General features: G+C 50.8%; 16 protein-coding genes and 1 tRNA gene. 6 read left to right on the forward strand and 11 right to left on the reverse strand.

What is annotated here, in order from left to right; all coding sequences use genetic code 11:
- The first annotated feature begins 370 nt into the window (after positions 1-370).
- Both KTH89_RS17120 and KTH89_RS17125 read left to right on the forward strand, forming a co-directional pair.
- Entirely contained in the window at positions 371-1,156 is a 786-nt protein-coding gene (locus KTH89_RS17120) for a PHP domain-containing protein (protein WP_158348746.1), read from the forward strand.
- Between the two features lie 18 nt (positions 1,157-1,174).
- The gene (locus KTH89_RS17125; RefSeq protein ID WP_238722510.1) at positions 1,175-2,473 is read left to right on the forward strand and encodes an L-cysteine desulfidase family protein; all 1,299 of its coding nucleotides are present in this window, start codon (positions 1,175-1,177) and stop codon (positions 2,471-2,473) included.
- Between the two features lie 73 nt (positions 2,474-2,546).
- Here the strand turns inward: KTH89_RS17125 and KTH89_RS17130 are convergent, their stop codons facing one another.
- The 3 genes from KTH89_RS17130 to KTH89_RS17140 form a co-directional block, all read right to left on the reverse strand.
- Positions 2,547-4,997 (reverse strand): transporter substrate-binding domain-containing diguanylate cyclase, encoded by a 2,451-nt coding sequence (locus tag KTH89_RS17130; RefSeq protein ID WP_238722511.1) that lies wholly within the window; start codon positions 4,995-4,997, stop codon positions 2,547-2,549.
- Between the two features lie 236 nt (positions 4,998-5,233).
- Positions 5,234-5,304 (reverse strand) — tRNA-Cys (locus KTH89_RS17135).
- Between the two features lie 591 nt (positions 5,305-5,895).
- Complete coding sequence (locus tag KTH89_RS17140) at positions 5,896-6,843, reverse strand: S1 RNA-binding domain-containing protein (RefSeq protein ID WP_158348749.1); 948 nt, start codon at positions 6,841-6,843, stop codon at positions 5,896-5,898.
- A 208-nt stretch (positions 6,844-7,051) separates the two neighbouring features.
- On the opposite strand from KTH89_RS17140, the gene KTH89_RS17145 reads away from it, so the two are divergent.
- Positions 7,052-7,498: a hypothetical protein gene (locus KTH89_RS17145; RefSeq protein WP_238722512.1), complete on the forward strand. Its 447-nt coding sequence runs from the start codon at positions 7,052-7,054 to the stop codon at positions 7,496-7,498.
- Positions 7,499-7,568: 70 nt separating this feature from the next.
- Here KTH89_RS17145 and KTH89_RS17150 read toward each other — a convergent pair whose 3' ends face one another.
- The 3 genes from KTH89_RS17150 to KTH89_RS17160 form a co-directional block, all read right to left on the reverse strand.
- Positions 7,569-7,991, reverse strand: a complete 423-nt coding sequence (locus KTH89_RS17150; protein ID WP_238722513.1) for a DUF3021 domain-containing protein — start codon at positions 7,989-7,991, stop codon at positions 7,569-7,571.
- Between the two features lie 11 nt (positions 7,992-8,002).
- A complete protein-coding gene (locus KTH89_RS17155; protein WP_238722548.1) occupies positions 8,003-8,431 on the reverse strand; it encodes a LytTR family DNA-binding domain-containing protein in 429 nt (142 codons plus the stop codon).
- Positions 8,432-8,568: 137 nt separating this feature from the next.
- Positions 8,569-8,946, reverse strand: a complete 378-nt coding sequence (locus KTH89_RS17160; RefSeq protein ID WP_158348752.1) for a DUF3592 domain-containing protein — start codon at positions 8,944-8,946, stop codon at positions 8,569-8,571.
- Positions 8,947-9,135: 189 nt separating this feature from the next.
- On the opposite strand from KTH89_RS17160, the gene KTH89_RS17165 reads away from it, so the two are divergent.
- Both KTH89_RS17165 and glnA read left to right on the forward strand, forming a co-directional pair.
- On the forward strand, positions 9,136-10,119 hold the full coding sequence (locus KTH89_RS17165) for a 2-hydroxyacid dehydrogenase (protein ID WP_238722514.1): 984 nt from the start codon (positions 9,136-9,138) through the stop codon (positions 10,117-10,119).
- Positions 10,120-10,438: 319 nt separating this feature from the next.
- Positions 10,439-11,875, forward strand: a complete 1,437-nt coding sequence (gene glnA / locus KTH89_RS17170) for a type I glutamate--ammonia ligase (RefSeq protein WP_238722515.1) — start codon at positions 10,439-10,441, stop codon at positions 11,873-11,875.
- A gap of 220 nt (positions 11,876-12,095) precedes the next feature.
- On the opposite strand, the gene KTH89_RS17175 is transcribed toward glnA, so the two are convergent.
- From KTH89_RS17175 to KTH89_RS17195, 5 genes are read right to left on the reverse strand one after another with little or no spacing between them, the layout of a single operon-like run.
- Complete coding sequence (locus KTH89_RS17175; RefSeq protein WP_238722516.1) at positions 12,096-13,157, reverse strand: ABC transporter permease; 1,062 nt, start codon at positions 13,155-13,157, stop codon at positions 12,096-12,098.
- Entirely contained in the window at positions 13,157-14,659 is a 1,503-nt protein-coding gene (locus KTH89_RS17180; protein ID WP_238722517.1) for an efflux RND transporter periplasmic adaptor subunit, read from the reverse strand. The genes KTH89_RS17175 and KTH89_RS17180 overlap by 1 nt, the downstream gene beginning before the upstream one ends.
- A gap of 46 nt (positions 14,660-14,705) precedes the next feature.
- Complete coding sequence (locus KTH89_RS17185) at positions 14,706-15,545, reverse strand: carbohydrate ABC transporter permease (RefSeq protein ID WP_158346969.1); 840 nt, start codon at positions 15,543-15,545, stop codon at positions 14,706-14,708.
- A 19-nt stretch (positions 15,546-15,564) separates the two neighbouring features.
- Positions 15,565-16,446, reverse strand: a complete 882-nt coding sequence (locus KTH89_RS17190; RefSeq protein WP_238722518.1) for a carbohydrate ABC transporter permease — start codon at positions 16,444-16,446, stop codon at positions 15,565-15,567.
- The gene (locus KTH89_RS17195; RefSeq protein ID WP_238722519.1) at positions 16,406-18,697 is read right to left on the reverse strand and encodes an ABC transporter substrate-binding protein; all 2,292 of its coding nucleotides are present in this window, start codon (positions 18,695-18,697) and stop codon (positions 16,406-16,408) included. Before KTH89_RS17195 ends, KTH89_RS17190 begins: the two co-directional genes overlap by 41 nt.
- A 321-nt stretch (positions 18,698-19,018) precedes the next feature.
- Here KTH89_RS17195 and KTH89_RS17200 point away from each other — a divergent pair, with 321 nt between their 5' ends.
- A complete protein-coding gene (locus tag KTH89_RS17200; protein WP_158346966.1) occupies positions 19,019-19,708 on the forward strand; it encodes a response regulator transcription factor in 690 nt (229 codons plus the stop codon).
- Positions 19,709-19,721 lie beyond the last annotated feature (13 nt).

Below are 19,721 nucleotides of genomic sequence, written 5' to 3' on the forward strand. Positions count from 1 at the left end.
GAATAGGCTCGGTTCCTGAACCCGGCTTTTCGATTTCACTTAGCGTATTCCAGCGCTAGCCCTCCGCGCTCCCAGGGAGATACAAAAGAACCCGGCCGCCCGGGGTGTCCCCGGATACCGCCCGCGGTTCCAAGCTCTAAGCAGCGGGCATCCGAAGCCCCCGGGAAGACACAACAGATCCCCGGAACCGGAAGCCTCCCCGGAAACCGTCCGCCGGCCCCGGTCTCCACGTCCCCGGTCCCCATCAGCAAATCAAAAATTCCGCAAATACATGAAATTCCGCAGATTACCCCCTTCCCGAACACAGGATTTATAGTATAATGGAATCAGAATACAAGTAAAACAGCTCTGAGAATAGTAGGTGATCCACTTGAAATTTGATATGCACTGTCATGTAAAAGAGGGATCCATCGACGCCAAAGTATCACTGGAAGAATACATTGACCGGTTAATGGACAAGGGATTTCAGGGAATGCTGGTGACGGATCACGATACCTATGACGGGTACCGGAAATGGAAGTATGAGTTGAAAAACGATGACCGCTATAAAGATTTCGTGGTTATCAAGGGGATCGAGTATGACACCCGGGACGCCGGGCACATGCTCATCATTATGCCGGATCATCTCAAACTGCGGGTGCTGGAAGTCCGCGGACTGCCCATCCAGACACTGATCGACGTTATCCACAAAAGCGGCGGTATTATTGGTCCCGCCCACCCTTGCGGGGAACGTTTCTTAAGTATGATGAGCACCGGACGCTTTCGGAAAAATGACCATCTGGTGGAAAAGTTTGATTTTATCGAGACTTTTAATTCCTGTGAAAGCGATGAATCCAACCGCAGGGCCAGAGCCCTGGCCGAGAAGTATCATAAGCCCCAGTTCGGAGGCAGCGACGCGCACAAGCTGGACTGCGCGGGCCTGGCTTATACCAGGATCGATGCCGATATCCGTTCGGCCAATGATCTGATCCACGCCGTACAGGAACACAAGGTCGTCTCCTGCGGAGGCACATATTACAAATTTACCACGAAACAAAAACTGGGAAAACTGAATAATATCCCGGTAGCCGCCTTTTATTTCTATAATAAAAGTGCCAGCCTCATCAAGACGAATAAAAGAAACAAGAAACTGATTGAGCATCTGCTGCTACGCTAAGGAAGGAACGGTAAACCTATGGATAAAAAAGATAAACGCTACGACGCTTATCTTCGGATACTGAACAAAGAACTGATTCCGGCAATGGGATGTACGGAGCCCATTGCCATCGCATACTGCGCCGCCGTTGCCCGGGACACCCTGGGAACCTGGCCCGACCGGGTGGAGATCTATGTCAGCGGGAATATTATTAAAAATGTAAAAAGTGTCATCGTCCCGAACACCGGGAATAAGAAAGGACTGGAAGCTGCGGCAGCGGCCGGGATCGTAGCCGGCAACGCAGCCCGGAAGCTGGAAGTGATCGCGCAGGTCAGCGTAGAACAGATCGAACAGATGACCCGGTTTTTGGACGACATCCCCATACGGGTGATGTTCGCAGACACGGAATGCCCGCTGGATATCGAAGTTATCCTGTATCATGGTCAGGATTCTGCCCGGGTACATATCATGCAGGAGCACACGAATATTGTACTGATCGAAAAAAATGGGGAAATTCTTGTAAAAGCCGAACCGCAAAACGCGCCCGGTACAAAAGGACTCCCGGAAGCATCCGGCCAGGATGACTATGGGCTTCTTTGCATGGAAGGTATCTTTGATTTTGCACAGACCGTTGCTATCGAGGATGTGCAGCAACTGCTGGATCAGCAGATTGAGTATAACACTGCCATCGCCCGGGAAGGACTGGCCCGGGACTACGGCGCGAATATCGGCAGCGTACTCCTAAAGGCCTACGGCAGCGACATCCGGACGCGGGCCAAGGCAGCGGCCGCCGCCGGTTCCGACGCCAGAATGGATGGCTGTGAGCTTCCGGTGGTGATCAATTCCGGCAGCGGCAATCAGGGCATGACCGTCTCTCTTCCCGTCATTGAGTACGCAAAAGAAACAGGCGCCGGTCAGGAAACCCTGTACCGCGCCCTTGTGCTCTCCAATCTGGCCGCCATACACCAGAAGTTTTACATCGGCCGTCTCTCCGCCTACTGCGGAGCGGTCAGCGCCGGTGCCGCAGCCGGCGCCGGTATTACCTATCTCCTGGGCGGCGGCTACTCTCACATCTGCCACACCATTGTCAATGCCCTCGCCATCACGTCCGGCATCGTATGCGATGGCGCCAAGCCATCCTGCGCTGCCAAAATCGCAGCCTCCGTGGACGCCGGTATCCTGGGATACGAAATGTATCGAAACGGCCAGCAGTTCTACGGCGGCGACGGCGTTCTGGCCAAAGGCATCGAAAACACGCTGCGCAATATCGGACGTCTCGGCAAAGACGGCATGAAAGATACCGACAAAGAGATTATCCGCATTATGTCAGACTGTTAATATACAGCCCTCCAGACCGGCAGCGCCAGTGCTGCCGGAACCGGGGGGCTGTTTTTCGTTTTGGCTGTCCGGATCATAAGCCGGCCGCTTCCATCCTGTCCGCCGCCTTGAATCCATCTCTTCCGTCCTTTTTTGCCTCATACAGCTGTTTATCCGTGATCTGATACAGGTCTTCATACTCATCTCCGGCACAGGACAGTGCCGCTCCTACGCTGATCGTAATCCCGATCTCGTTCTCCACCAGAAGCTCCCGGGCTTTCGAACATATTTCCCCGCATTTATCGCAAAGCGCGCTTTTATCCTTCACTTTCTTCATATAGACCATGAATTCATCCCCGCCCGGACGCCCTACGATATCATCCGCCCGGAAACTGGAGCGAAGCAGCTGTGCCACAGCGCGCAGCACTTCATCACCGCTCATATGGCCATAATTGTCATTCACCGTTTTAAAATGATCCACATCGATCATCAGCAATGCGCCGTGTTCGCCCTCTTTCATCTGATGAATATCTTCTATAATCAGATTCCGGATCGTTTCGGCATTATAGATATGTGTCAGGCTGTCCAGGCGTGCCTTTGACAGCAGCTCATCTCTCTGCTGCATCTCCTCGTCGATCATGTTGATTTTACCCAGAACATATACCAGGGCATCGCCGTCATAGACTTTTTCGATCGCAAGCCTTAGCCAATGGCGCTGTCCGTCATTGCAAACCAAATTAGTCTCCACGATTCCCTCGTTCTGCATAATTAGATCCACAAATCCTTGTTTCTGTTCTTTCAACTCATCCGAATCGGAATCTTGTTTCAAATCAAAATCCATCATCTCCGGCTCCGAATTTTTTTCCGGCCGCGGCCGCGATACCAGAAGCTTCCCGGTCTGGTGGTTATATTCGAAAATGTAATCATTGACCAGCGCATAGAGCCGGAAATGTTTCCGAAGCTCCAGAGCTGTCTTTTTGCTCATCCGGGCGCGCTGCCTCAGAAAATAGGACAGCACTGCGATCACAGTCAGGAACCCGGCCACAAGGACGATGATGGCTTCCAACGGATTCATCCGGATCATATCGCCGATCGTGTAGCTTTGCTTGTTCATACTATTCTGATTTATGATCCCCTGCATATCCACGACGGGGATCGTCGTGATCACTTTATTCAGAATCGACAACAGCTCCATGGAACCCGATTTTACTACTCCAAAGCATATCTTCCTGGCCTCATAAGTCTGTGGGACCATTTTCAGGTCATGGAATTCCGGCATATTGATATAAAACTGCGCGGTATAGGCATCCACATAGGTATAGTCCGCCTCCCCTTTTTCCACTGCCCGTATACATTCACTGACGGTGTCATACCGGTATACATTTCCCTGATATTCTCCCTTATAACTGCCCGCATTGGTCAGAGCCAGTTTTTTTCCCTTTATGGACGCCTCGGTGGAATCTTCCTTCATCAGGATCAGATATTGCGCCGAGACATACGGCCGTGACATGGAAAGGCGGCGTTCTCTTGCCAGGTCATAATTATAAGGCATCCCTGCCACCAGCTTAATATTATCCCGGTCCATTTCCTCATAGAGCAGATCCGGCGTGTCCACACCGACCAGTTCAAACTGAAGTCCTGTGACCTGGCTTACATAGGCCAGCAAATCCACCGAGATCCCGGAAAGCTTATCCTGTTTTTCATCCCAATACTGATAAGGCGGCTGCTCTTTTAAAACGGCCACCTTCATAACACCCGCGTCTTTTATATATTCCTGCTCCTCTTTGGTCAGATACAGTTTATTGTCTGTCGACGTAAAATATTTTTCATTCAGCGAGGCGGTAAAATAAGGATTTGACTGTTCTATACTCACGATGGCCTTATTCAAATCTCCCAGAAGTCCCGTGTTTTTATCCTTCGAGGTGACGAAAAAAAACGGTTTGGAGGCAAACTTGGCGATCGTGCGCACCCCTTCCACAGGATTTACACTATTATTCAGCATCATATCCGCGCGTCCCGAGAGCAGCGCCTCCTTTTGCTCCTCAACAGAAGTGCAGTTGACATACTCCGGCGTGACCAGATTCATCGCGCAGTAATCTTCCAGTTCTTTCACACTTCTGCTGCTCTGGCTAAGAACTGCGATCCGGAAATACTGCTGTACCTGTGAATTGATCGTGACATCCGGTATATTTTCATAGAGCACTTGCAGCACCGTATCCACCATACCATAATCATGACTGGCATAATCGAACTGTTCTCTGAGCGCGGGATCATAGAGCATCCCGCCCATCAGATCCACCTCCCCGTCCTGGAGCATCCGCATAAGCGTTGTAAGGCTCTCATTCTCATCGCCCGGCACCTGAACGAACTCATAATCCCATCCTGTATACTGTGCGATCTCTTCCAGATACTCATATGTATAACCACTGTAATTTCCATATTCATCCAGCTCAGTGAGGCCTTTCTGAATCGGAAACGCCACCCGGACTGTTCTCTCATTGTCAGGCGCGGCCTCCGCGCTTACCGGCCACAGGACCAAACCCATTAAAACCGCCAAAATTATACACAGACCTCTTCGTCGCTTTTTCATTTATCTCAACCTGTCTTTCAGGACTACTTATTCCGTCGTCATTAAGAACATTATACAAGTATTTTCTGATCGTAGCAAGGAAATTACAGTCACCACGCCTTTTCCGCCGCTCAATAAAAAAGTACTATAAAACACTTTCGAATACTTTCCCACATAATGAAAAAGCTCCTGAAAATTCAGGAGCTTTACAGAGGCGACAACCAGATTTGAACTGGTGATCAGGGTGTTGCAGACCCATGCCTTACCACTTGGCTATGTCGCCACAGCTATTTGATTATAGCAAAACATTTTATTTCCGTCAAGACAAAAAAATAATTTTTTTAAATAAATTCAACGTACGTCAATTTAAAACCTTTTTCAGACTTTTCTCAAGCTGCAAAGTCACTATCCAAACTTAACCAAACCAAAAACATCCTCCGTTCACCAGAAGCTGCAAATAAAAATCACCCCAAAATAATGACTTTAAAAAATCCTCCTTTGAATCTCATACTAAGGTTGAACAAAAAGCAGGGAAGAACCCTGGGGGGCGGGTTGCGTACGCCTATTTTGGGACGCGGGGCGGGCGCCTGTCCTTTGGCGGGCATAGGGCGGCTGTGCAGCTGCTTAGTGAAATCCGGCCGGCAGACTCAGGATGTCCGGCGGACTTCACGTCCGACGGGCAAGGGCCACTGAACCGGAAACGCATCATGCGTTTCCGGTGAATTGGCCCGGTTCCTGAGTCTGCCGGCCGGATTTCACTTAGCAGCTGCCAGCATACAGCCCTCCGCCCGCCAAAGGACAGGCGCCCGCCCCGCGTCCCAAAACAGGCGTACGCAACCCGCCCCCCAGGGTTCTCCCCGGACCTTGCATCACTTTACAGATCCAATTTCAGATTCTTAAACAGGGATCCAAGATTCGTAGAAAGCCCTTCGCTCTGGGGAAGGTCGTAGGACTCCTCCACCACTTCCTGAGCGGTTGCGTCATGCAGCGCTTTCATGCTGAGGCTTAATTTTCCTTCTTTTACGGCGATTACTTTAACTTTTACTTTGTCTCCCACTTTGAGAACCGCATCCGGAGATTTGATCCTCTTCTCACTGATCTGGGATACATGTACCAGACCGGACAGGCCGCTGCCCAGATTGATAAACGCTCCGTAAGGCTGGATACTTTCTACAGTACCTTCCGTAACCAGACCTACCTGCACATTGGAAATTCTGGCTTTGCGCTCCTCTGCAGCCTGTTCTCTTAGAATCTCACGGGCAGACAGGATTAAACGCTTGTCCTCTTCCACTACGTCGAGGACTTTGACCTGGATTTCCTTATTCAGGAATTCGTTCAGATCCTCCACATAGTTCAAAGAGAGCTTGGAGGCCGGAATAAATCCGCGGATACCTTCCACGTAGGCAACGACCCCGCTCTTCACCACGCCTTTGACCGTTACGGTGAGGACCGTACCCTCTTCCTGCAGCTGTCTTAGCTTGTCCCAGGCCAGCTCGTCATCTGCCTCGATCTTCGACAGCAGAATATGTCCCTGTCCGTCGTCTTTCTTGACTACGGCAGCGCTGATCTCATCTCCTGCCGCTACATGTTCTTTCAGACTGTAACCGGGTTCCCGGCTGAACTTGTCTAACGGGATGATTCCTTCCGTGTAATACTTCAGATCCACGGTGACATCTTCATCACCTACGGCGATCACGACGCCTGTCATGATCTCCCCCTCCACAATTTCTTTAAAGGAGGCTTCCAGTTCCGTGGCGTAATCCTCCATGGAAGCTCCTTCCTCCGTTACCGGAGTTACATCGACCTTCTGTTCTTCTGACATATCTGACACTTCCTTTCCATAGCTTTACTGTCACGCACCATTATATCATAACAATTCTCATTTGACACGTTCCTTGCGCGAAAAAGGCATAATTTATTCGTAAAAAAATAACAGATTTGCAATGAAGCATAGCATTTTTGTAACATTTACCCTGTATAATAATAAAAAGTAGAAAAAGTACGACGATAACGGAAAAGGATGTGATTGTATGAGTAAGAAAATGCGTGCTGTGGTTTGTGTTTTTCTCTTTATGTTTTTCATCGGAATCAGCGATATTACACTCATGCGTGTATCTGCCGAACCGAATACAGAGGCGGTAACATCCATTCCCCATACCAGTATAGATACCGGGACGGCTGATCGTGATATCGCAGTGGAAATCTTATGTGACCACCTGTCGGAGGATATCGCGGATCTTACCACCCAGATGCGGGAATGCAACGTGAGTGATCTGATAGAGACAGACGATTATGCATACGCTTATTTTGATAAAGATTTTTCCACTTCTCCGGTCTATGATGTATACGCAGTCATCCGTATGGAGAACGGAACCTATACATTTGTTACGCTGAACACTCCCGAAAAGCTCACAGATGGGCAGGTCGATCAGCTGCTGCGGCAGATAGCACAAAACCCCGACTCTTCCGCCTCTTAATAATATAGTCCTCACCAAATCAAAGAGTGCTGTGCCGATGAATTCATCTTTCATCGCACAGCACTCTTTGTTATTTTTCTTTCAGTTTTTCATTGATCCTCATGGCTTCTTTGCGGTAATACAGGTAAAAGCAAAACCAGATCACTCCTGTAATAGCCAGAGTACCGGCAATCATGCCGATCACCGTCCCGATTCCATACTGCAAGGGAATCCATCCCCTCCAAAAGGCAGCGATAAAATAGATCACCAGTCCGATCCCCAAGTGGATGAGCACCTGGATTCCCCTCGCCATCTCTTCCTTTTCGTAGACAACGCTGGGAAGCGTAAATCCCAACCCAATGATAATGCCTGCAAAAATATTGGCAAAATAATCGCTGACATTAGAGATGAGAAATTCAGGCCCCATTGTGGCAACACCAACCATACCGATCAATACATTCATGGTACAACCCCATGCGATTCCCATAAGAAATAATTTTAAAAATTTTTTCATATGCATCCTCCTTACAAACCCAGATATTTTTTGAACTCCGGCAGATATTTTCTCGAGATATAATCCCGGCATCCATTTTTCAGATGCAGAACCATCATTCCGTTAAATGAGGGTTCCACGCTGTCCAGTTCCCTTAGATTGACAACCGTGGACTTGGAGATTTGCATAAATCCTTTTCCCAATAATTCCTTCAGTTCATATAATCGCTTTTTGGAATTGTACTTATTCCTGCCGCAATAGAGGACTGTCTGCGCAGCCTCGACCCTCGCCATGCAGACTTCCTCCGGGCTAAGCACAATGATCCTCTCCCCGTTATTGGCAGTGACCACTGTTTCCCGCTTCTCTAACGAGGCCGCCGCCTGTCGAATTTCCTCCGTCACATTCCCGGTAAAAATGACCGCGTATGGTTCTTTAATATCCCCGGACACCTTGATTTCCACCCGCAAGATCACCGACTCCTTTCTCCACCTTTTTGTTGTCATGCTTATTATAATAGCCGGCACATGAAGTTGTCATTTGATCCGCTGTAAGTGGCCGATATCCGAAGGTAAGATGCATTCCAAACCGGCGTATCCGCTCAGCCATGTATCAGCCCGATCACCAGGCAGGCTGCTCCCAGCGCCAGAATCATCACAAATCTTTTCATTGATACGGTATATAAGCGCTGGGGCCGTTCTTTCAGATATTTTACAGGCAGCTTTGTTCCGATCTGCGCATGCGCCGGTACCTGTATCCGATTCTCTGATATATATTCCCTGCCCTGTGCCTCGTACCGCAAGACCGCCCATTTGGCATCCTTTGGATTTCTTCCATTCCCCGAGGTATACACTTCCATCACGGTGCCTGTCGCATCTCCTGTCTTTCCCTTATTTTTCCACAGGTTCCATCCATCCTTACAAGCCAGCAGCAAAAAAACCACTCCGGCCACACACATAAACATTCCTTCCACGCTCATCCGATATCCTCCTCCGTATGAATCCTTCTTTGTTCTGGTTATACACTGTAATCTTCTTGCCGTCAAGCGCGGATTTTCTCTTGCTGGATTTGCTCTTGCGCTTACCTCGCTTATACATGTTTCTCCGATTATTTCATATAATAACCGCAACCCGATAGAAAATCTATTAAAAGGAACAGGAGAACAATCATGAAGATCTTATTTTACGATACCAAAAGCTATGACCGGGAATCCTTTGAAAAATTTCTTCCCCAATATCCCCAATTGGAGCTGGAATTTATGGAAACCGAATTGTCTCCCCGTACCGCCCGACTGTCCCAGGGCTACGACGCGATCTGCGCCTTCGTCAACTCCGATGTGGGGACCCGGACCATCGAGGCCCTGCATCGCAGTAACGTCCGCCTGATTCTGATGCGCTGCGCCGGTTTCAACAACGTGGATGTGGATACGGCCGCAAGGCTTGGCATCACGATCATGAGAGTCCCCGGCTATTCCCCGGAGGCGGTCGCCGAGCATGCCATGGCTCTGGCGCTGACCGTGAACCGCCATATGCACAAAGCCTACGTCAAGGTACGGGAAAATGATTTCAGCCTCAACAGTCTGATGGGCTTTAATTTCTATCAAAAGACAGCCGGAATCATCGGCACCGGCAAGATCGGGGCTGCCATGGCGCGGATCTGCCGGGGCTTCGGCATGCGCATTCTGGCCTATGATGTATACCGCAATCCGTCGCTTGATTTTGTGGAATATGTGGATCTGGATACCCTGCTTAAGGCCAGTGATCTGGTCTCCCTACACTGCCCGCTCACCGACGCCACCTATCACCTGATCAACCGGGATACCATCCGCGAAATGAAGGAGGGCGTCATATTGGTCAATACTTCCCGGGGAGGGCTGGTGAAAACCGAGGATCTGATCGAGGGTATCCGCGCCCGCAAATTCTTCGGGGTGGGTCTGGATGTGTACGAAGAAGAAAACCGTAACGTATTTGAGGACCGGTCCGACGATATCATGGAACATTCCACCACGGCCCGCCTGTTGTCCTTTCCCAATGTGATGATTACTTCTCATCAGGGGTTTTTTACGAATGAGGCGCTGGATGCCATCAGTTCCGTTACACTGCAGAACGCCATGGATTTTCTGAATGGAGGTGGGAATGGGAATATGGTTTGAAGGGACGGGAGGAAAGAGATGCGCGGGGGCCTTCCGGGGAGGGGCGGCAGCCTTGGGGCGCATAATCACATCGGCCGGGCCTAAGAACAGGTAACTCCGATGGAGGGAGAACCTCTTATTAGCAGGGACTGGAACAAACTCGCCAGAGTACGGCTCGGACAGTGTTCCAGTCCCTGCGAGGTTCTCCCTCCATCTGCGTAACCTGTTCTAAGGCCCGGCCTCAAGCGATTTTGCCGGAGTATTTGTTGGATCTGAGTGTTGACATAAAAGAGGGGAGATTCCATAATGTTATACAAAGACAAAAATTATGTTCAGGGGGATGCCTATGTTTGAAAATGTGAGACAGGCACAGGATTATTGTAAGAATCAGGGAATTCGGATGATTGATTTTAAAATGGTGGATATCAATGGGCGCTGGAGACATCTGACGATTCCTGCGGAGCGGCTGGATGAGAGTACGATGTGCTACGGAATCGGGTTTGACGGTTCGAATTATGGATATGCACCGGTGGAAAAAAGCGATATGGTGTTTCTGCCGGATCTGTCAACTGCTCACCCGGACCCGTTCACGGAGGTTCCCACACTTTCTATTTCCGGGAACGTGCGTGTTTTAAGGGATACGGGGAATGAGCCGTTTGACCAGTATCCCAGGAATGTGGCGCTGAAGGCGGAGGAGTTTATGCGCAGAAGCGGGATCGCCGACCAGATGATTATTGGGCCGGAGTTTGAGTTTCATCTGCTGGACAGAGTCAGCTATGACTGCCGGCCAAACCGGGTTTCCTACGAGCTGGATACCATGCAGGCGGAATGGAATTCCGGGCTGCCGGGAGCGAATTCCGGATATCATGTGCCCCGGGAGGGCGGGTATCACATCTGCGCTCCTCTTGACAGTTCCTATGATTTCCGCAGTAAGATCTGCCTGATGTTAGCTGACTGGGGAATCGACGTCAAGTATCATCACCACGAAGTGGGAGGGCCCGGTCAGGTGGAGATCGAGGTGGAACTGGGTAGTATGACGGATATGGCGGACAAGACCATGATTCTTAAATATGTGGTGCGAAATGCCGCGGTGGCGGCGGGTAAGACAGCCACCTTTATGCCGAAGCCTATTTATCAGGAAGCAGGCAATGGAATGCATGTGCACATGCTGCTCAGAAAAGACGGAAAGCCTTTGTTTTATGATGAGGCTGGGTATTCCGGGCTGAGTAAAGAGGCACATTGGTTTATGGGGGGACTGCTGATGCATGCCCGTTCTCTGTGCGCGCTCACGAATCCTTCTACGAATTCTTTTAAACGTCTGGTGCCCGGTTATGAGGCTCCGGTCACGATCGGTTATGCTACCTCCAACCGAAGCGCTGTGATTCGTATCCCCGCGTATGCTAAGGCTTCGGATTCGAAACGCTTTGAGCTGCGCAATCCGGACGCTACCTGTAATCCTTACTATGCCTATGCGGCTATCCTTATGGCCGGTTTGGATGGGATTCTGCGGCAGACCGATCCCCATGAGCATGGCTGGGGGCCTTTTGATTGTAACTTGTATCAGCTTTCTGAGGAGGAGAAGATGGGACTTGAGTCTCTTCCGAAGACGCTTTCCGAAGCGCTGGATGCACTGGAGAAGGATCATGAGTATCTTACACGGGATGGGGTGTTCCCGGAACCGCTTTTGAATGCCTGGATTAAAAATAAGCGGGCGGAAGCGGAGCTGGTGGAACAGATTCCGCATCCGGCGGAGATTGGGTTGTATTATGATTTGTGATTCGTTTTATGGGTTTTTGAATATCTGCCGGCTGGGGTGTTGAACTTAGGCGGCATTTGGCGGCATTTGGGGACATGTCCATTTCGGTTTGGGACAGGTGCAAATCAGTTTGGGACAGGTACATTTCGCCAGAAGATTTTCGCAGAAAATCAACTGGCGAAATGTACCTGTCCCAAACTGATTTGCACCTGTCCCAAACCGAAATGGACATGTCCCCAAATCAACGGGCCGTGAAGTATAGCAGAACGCTGCTGCTTAAGGAGCCGAAGATGCACCGCCTCAGGCTGCCAAGCAGGAAGGCTTCCTGATACCAGCCCTGGTAGTTCAGCAGCTTCCGGTGGTCGGCGGACAGCTCCTGGAGCTTGACAATCCAGAATTCAAAGTCCGATACCCCTGCCGGTACATAATCAGCCGGGAACCGCACAAAGATACAGACCCACAGCAGGAGAAATAGTCCTATCCCAATAACGGCGGCCATCCTGTATAGGAACCTGGACATCTGGTTTTGGGACAGTATGCTGATATGGCTGCGCAGCAGCCGCTTCCACAGCCTGCGTAAAATCACAGCCCCCAAAAGCAGCGGAGGCAGTCCCAGGAATATTCCGGCAAATCCCGCATAGAGACCCCCTTCCAGGAGGCTGTCGTAATTGGTCAGCCCCTGCTGGGTCAGAAAATTCCGGACTTCGGACGCGGAATATTCCTTCCCTCTATAGCGAAACTCCAGGCTGGACAGCAGATCCGTTTTCTTCGCCCGGTGTAACAGGATCTGCCCGTCGTTTGAGACGACTCCGCGCACGGCATACGTTTTCCCGCCGATACGAAGGGAGCAGCCAAGCGTATCCGTGCTCCGAAACAGCTTCTCCGACAGAGCGCTGCTGATCACGCATCCTTCCTCGTCCAGACTGTTAACATAGCTTCCGCACAGGAGGGGGCCCGGAAGGATTTCGGCCATATTTCCCCAGGCGCCGATCCGGTCCGTCTGCGTGCGGATGTTCAATTCCGGATTCTCTACATCCTGTTCCTCTTCCCGGTACCAACCGGTGATGTCGGGCAGTTCCTTTACTTCCTGCCCTGCTCCCTGCTGACCCGGCAATAACGCTTTCTCTTCTTTTTTCTGCCGCTGCTGCTCATAGATCTCATCCAACTGCGTGCCGGTCATTCCCCGGTCTTTGTAGTGAACGGTTACCGCCTGGCGAAAAGTCAGAACTTTGGATCCGGACGTCACACATACAGCATAGAGAATCAGGAATCCTGCCAGCATACCGTATTGTAGTTTTTTCATTAAGACCCCACCCGTACTCTGTCCCCTTCACTGACATTCTTACTGCTGCCGGTAATAATGCGGTCGTCGGCAGTCAGCGCATCATCTATGGCCACATATTGACTGTTACTTTTTAATACGGTAATCGGAACGCGCACCGCTACGTCGGATTCCCCCAGAATCGTGGATTTCTTTTCCAGGACCAGGCAGTATTTGCCGTTCTGATCCTCGCGCAGCGCTTCGATCGGGATCAGGCTGCGGTATTCCGTCTCCGACATTTTCTCCAGGGAATAGATTCCTTTTCCTGAAATCCGGTATTCTCCCTCCGGCAGATCGGCGATAAAGGTGGTCAGGCTGTTATCCCCCTGGGAGGCGTCCCCGGATACACTTACCTCTCCTGTGCCCGCAGGCTGAATGCTCTGAATCCTAGCCTCCACAGGTTTTGCCTGCTGCGGCAGTGTCACGGTGATCGAATCCCCTTCCTGCATCAGCTCCAGCGCATTTTCATCCAGATTTCCTACGAACTGATAGGCACCGGTTCCAATTTCCACGATCTCCGTTCCTGTGGTTTTCGTTCCGGGCGACACACCCATCTTGGTAATCACGCCGTCCACATCCGCCTGTACTTCCCCGCCGGCCGCGATCAATTCATCGATCTTTGCCAGCTCCTGTTCCTTTTGCCGGATTTCCAGCTTTCTAATTCTCTGTCCCAGTTCTGCCGCTTTCTTTATATTTTCTTCGTTTCTTCTGGAATATTCGTCATTCTTTTTCGCCAGCTCCCGGGCGTTTTCCGCCTGATCGTAAGCGTCCTTTAGGCTGTCCCTTTGGTCGGCCGCCGCTTCCACTGCCTGGCGCTGCTGCTCCTCATAGCTTCTAAAATCCGCATCCGCCTGAGCCACCGCTGCTTCGTAGTCTTTTTGGGCCTGCTCCTGATTCTCCGGAAGCGCCTGATCCAGTGCTGCCCTGGCGTTCTCTTTGATCTGGTCGCAATCGGCTTTTTTGGCGTTCATGTTTGCCTCATAGACATTTTTCGCGTCCTCCACGTCATTTACCGACTGGTCATAACGCTTCTGCGCCTGCTCCAGATTCAGGAGCGCCTGCTCCTCCTCCGATACCTTATCTAACGGCTGGTCGGAATACTCCTGCTGCTCATAGGCCAGCTGAAGCTTTTCCAGCTCTATTTTCCGTACCTCTTTCTGTTCTTCTAAATATTCCGGATCCAGGAAAATGATTCCCTGCCCAGCCGTCACTTTTGTGCCGGCCGGCAACACTTTATTGACCCGGTATCCCAGAGGGACCTCCGTGTAAACCGCCTCGGCCGGCCGCACCGTCCCTTCCCCGCTTAGTTTATAGACCAGATTTCCTTCCTTTTTCTTTCCGATGTCCACCTTCGGCAGCATAACGGAATCGATTACCCGGGAGAGAACCGTCAGAATCAGCATCGCCGCAAAGAAAACGATCAGCAGCTTCATCCATTTTTGTTTTTTCTCCGTCTTCGTCAGCTTCTTCTCTTTATCCATCATTTCCTCCAACGCGTTTCCAAGCGATATCTGTTCCTTTTCGTCATGCTTATTCCTTCAGACCTGACGCCTCGATCCCCTGCTCCAGATAACTTTGTCCCCATAGAAACAGCATAAGCGCCGGAGCCATCATGACGATGGACGCGGTAAATGCCACACTCAGCTGCTCTGTCGTTATGTTCGGAAGATACAGGGACATGGGCCAGAGGGTTTTTGTTTTTAAAAATGCCAGAGGCTGTTCCATGGCATTCCAATATTCCAGAAATCCCAGGATCATGGCCGAGAGAATCCCGGGCAGTCCAAGCGGAAGTCCGATTTTCAGGAAAATGGAAATCTCCCCTGCGCCGTCTATTTTTGCCGCTTCGATAAAGGAGCGCGGAATGCTCCGGAAAAATTTTGTCATGATAAATACGGGAAAGGTGGAAAATATCCCCGGCATAATAATCGCCCAGTGGGTGTCCATCATAGCAAGTTTATCCAGGACCAGGTAATTGGACACCATGGTCACCTGAAAGGGCATGATCATCAGTACCATATAGAGCGTAAACAGCGCTTTTCTTCCCGGAAATTCGAATCTCCCAAAAGCCCAGGCCGCCGGGATGCTGACCAGACATTCCCCGAAGAGGATCCCGAATACCTGCCTGCAGGAATTCCAGAACATCACGTAGAAGCCCGGCGAGTCAAACAGCAGTTCCAGATAGGCTTTCAGGGTGGGAAATTCAGGGATCAGGGAAAACTGTACAGACCCGCCGGTTCCGATCAGAACGGCCCCATAATGTTTTATGATCTCCGATGTTCCCATAAAAGAACTGCTCATCATGATAAGCAATGGAAGAAAGACCACCGAGGATAATAAAAGAAGAAATAGAAAAGTCAATTTTTTTCTCATGTCCCGCTCCTTTTTTGCTCTAATCCTCTGCGTTTCTCTCATTCCGATGCTGTACCACCAGCAGGAAGGTGGTAATCACCAGAGCGGTCAGTACGGCGGCGGCACTCATTTTCTGGATATCCAGCGATACAAACCAGTTGTTAAACAGATGCTGCAGCATATAGATACTGCTGTCCGGGTAATCTCCGGCGATCAGATAAGCTTCCCGGAATACTTTAAAGGAATTGACAAAGGACAGCACGCCGATCAGGAATACCGTCGGCCGCAGTTCCGGCAGCGTGATGTATCGGAAACACTGCCAACGGCCCGCTCCGTCCACTCTGGCCGCCTCATAGAGCGCAGGCGAGATCCCGTTTAAACCGGCCAGCCACAGGATGATGTCATAACCGATATTCTTCCACAGATAGCTGAATACCAGCACATAGAAGGCGGTGGCCCCATTCATCCAGTCCACGGGGGACATGTGAAATACCGCCGTAATCTGGTTCAGATACCCTTTCTCGTCGAACATTAACTGCCAGAGCAGTACGATGGACGCCACAGGGATCGCCATAGGGGTCAGGAATATGGTCTTAAACCATTCCCCCGACCCGCACAGTCCCTGGATGCACAGCGCCACCAGAAAGGACAGGAGCAGCAACAGGGGAATGCAGGTGAGCAGGAATCTGCCGGTATTGAAAGCCGCCTGATGAAACGCTTCGTTCGTCAGTACGGTCTGATAATTCTTAAGTCCCACAAACCTGCCGCCCATGGCTTCATAAAAGGATCTGCGGATCACATCCAGAAACGGAATAAGTACAAAGGCGGCGACCCCCAGCAAACTGGGGGCCAGGAACAGATAGGCCTTTACCGCCGTATTCTTATTCCGCCTGATAGGTGTTTGCTTTCTTGCATATGGCATCAGCTGCCTTCTCCGCCGAGGCACTGCCGGCAAAAAATGCTTTGGATTCATCCAGTATCATCTCCTTGAAAACCCGGTCCATATTAAGCGGCACCCGAAGTTCCCGGGCCATATCGATGAACGAGGTGATCTCTTCCTTCGTGGGAGCGTCTGCGCTTACGTATATCGTTTCACCGTTGATCTGCATACTTGCTCCCGTAGAGTATTCCAGCACTTTTGTGCACCAGCTGTCCAGTGATTTCGCATTCACCGGAAATCCGTTGCCCAGATCCGTATTCTGTTCTTCCTCCGAAAGCAGGAACTTTACAAAATCCTTTGCCAAATCGCTCTGTCCGGAAGCGCTGTTCACCCCGATCATGCCGCTGGGTATGAATAGCCCGTTTACGGTGGAGATACTCTTCCCATAGTCCGATACCATGGTCGTAGGGATATACAGGTCATCGATCCCCTTCATCTCATCCGCCGCTGCCGAATGATCCAGTACAGGGTAGTCGCCCATATGAAAATTCATTTTTGCCCAGTAAGGACTCGCTGATGCGATCCATTCTTTCATCTCTTCTTCCGTCAAGGGTGGGATTGGCTCCGGTTCCACCGTGGCCCCCAGGGCATTGCCCGCGCTCTGCACCGTATCCAGGAATTTCACCACCGATTCCTGATCAAGCTTCGACCCGTCCCCGACGATTTCCTGATAATTGATGCTTAGCAGTAGTTTTGCCAGTTCTTCGTAGGTAAAGGTCTTACCGCCCGTGAGCATGAACGGGGTGTCCGGATGTCCCTCCGCGTATTGTTTCAGTGTATCCAGCCCGGACATAGCCTTCATAACATCCTCATCGCCAACCAGGATAGGAACACTGAATCTGGCGGGAATGCCGTACATCCTGCCATCCTGATCCGCGTAGCAGTTTATGATATTTTCCAGAAGTTCCCCGGATTCCAGCATGGGTTTCAGGATATCGGACAGATCCGCGAGAACGCCTTTTTCAATGTAGGAATCCACCGGAAGGCCGTCCAGTACCAGAATATCCGCTCCCTTCCCGCTCAGCAGCTCCGTGTTCAGCGCCCGGATGTAATCGGACGTAGTAGAGGCCCCCTCATCCGTCTCTGCGGTTGTGTAGCTGACCTGCACATCCGGATTGTTAATCTGATATTTTCCGACGGCTCTTGCGATCACATCGTTTGCTTCCAGTCCGTAGATCGAAAGCTTGACGGACGGTACCGTAGCCACATTTGCGTCGTATACGTAATGGGCCAGCTGCACACTCTGGTCATCTTTGTAGAGTACATAATAATCGTCATTGTCACCAACCACGATATTTGTTATAGCAATCCCGGGAATACCGACAGAACACAGGCTTCCGTCGATCACCGTCTCCTGTATCGTGCCGCCGGCCTGCATATGTCTTAGGCCCACCGGGTCCAGATACAGATATTCCTGCGTACCGGAGAACCGCATAATGCCGTCCACATAATCTTGTTCTTCCAGCAGGATACTGTCCACCTGTTGGCCGGTGTCCGCATCATATACCACAAATCCTTTGGCGTCTTCATTTAAGGTAAGTATCCGGTTTCCCTCCACGTCCAGCAGATCATTGACGTCATCCAATCCGCTTTTTCCCAGTTTGAATTTCTTAAGCTCACTGCCGTCCGCGCCGCTGTAGAGAACCAGTTCCTGCTGCTGCATATAGGCGATCAATATATCTCCCGACTCCATGATTTTCCAGCCGCAGGATATCCGCTCCATGCCGCCGGAGGCCAGTTCCGGGATATTTATCTCCTCCGCGTTTTCTCCGTCTATAGTTTTGAAGATATGGGCGGTATAATTGTCATCAAAAAACACGGCAAATAAAGAACCGTCATCCCCTTTTTCCACCCGCCGCAGGTATCCTTTCATCTTTCCTATTGTATTGGTAAGCCAGGGAGCGTCCTCCTCCGCCCAGGTCCCGTCATCCGACAGCACGTACCCCTTATAGGTTCCGGTACCGCCCAGTTCTGCATAGAGGACTTTTCGTCCCTGGGCGTCCTCAAGGAAAGTGGTCCAGGTGGATTCTCCCTCCATCTGTTTTGGAAGCGCAAGCTGCTGTTCCACGTACCTGCCCATTGGTACATTTTCATCCTGACCACTTTGGGTCTGTGTATTATTTTCCCCGGCTGACGGCTGATTGTTGTTGTCTTCCGCCTTTTTTCCGCAGCCGGATGTCATTCCTGCTATCAGTGCGATTGCCATTATGATTGAAATCCATTTTTTCTTCATTGGGTTATCTCCTCCTTTTTTACTATCTTACCGGGGATTTCTCTAAAAATCTTTTAAAATAATGAGAAGAATAGAGGCGGTGCAGGCTGCGGGATGTATACGGGCCGGCTTTCGGGGACAGGCCCCTTCCTCGCGCTGCACTAGAATACGTAATGTCGCCGTCCGGAAGATGCCAGTCCCCTTTCATATATTTCCAGGAAAACTTCAGTGGATTTTAAAGATTTTTAGAGAATTTTACTGTATACTGAACGAAAAGGTGTCCGTCTGCGGTCCAGTCGGCAGACGGGAATATTTATGGAAATAGCGATTGGAGGGAGAGATATGAGAATTTTATTGATCGAAGACGATCTGGACATTTGCCAGGCCATCGAAGTCCAGCTTAACAAGGAGGGGTATACGACCGATATCTGCACCAACGGGGAGGATGCCCTCTTCTACGTGATACATACGTCTTACGACGCCATCGTACTGGACCGTCTGCTTCCGGGATCGGACGGTCTTACGATTATAAAGGAAATACGGCAGAATAATATCCATACCCCGGTCATCATGGCTACCGCCATGAGCCAGATCAGCGACCGGATTGACGGGCTGGACAACGGGGCGGATGATTATATAGTAAAGCCCTATGACGTGCAGGAGCTGTCCGCGCGTATCCGGGCGCTCACCCGACGTCCGGCGAAGGTGGAGGATGTAAGCTCCCTGTCTTATGCGGATCTGAATCTCCTCGTAAACGACCGGGAACTGCTCTGTAACGACACCAGAAATCAGCTGTCGAAGCGGGAAACTCTTCTATTGGAATACTTTTTGCAGAATCCGGAAGCCACGCTGACCCGGGAGGCCATCTTCTCCCATGTATGGGGACCGGACGCGGAGGTGGAGGACGGCAATCTGGACAATTATATCCATTTCCTGCGGAAACGCTTGCGGACGCTTGGAAGCAGGGCCTGTATCCGTACGCTGCACGGGGCGGGTTATCGACTGGAGACCAAATCCTCCAAAAACCAATGAGCAGCGGGGAGTG

The sequence above is a fragment of the Diplocloster agilis genome (assembly GCF_019042275.1).
Classification (GTDB): domain Bacteria; phylum Bacillota; class Clostridia; order Lachnospirales; family Lachnospiraceae; genus Diplocloster; species Diplocloster agilis.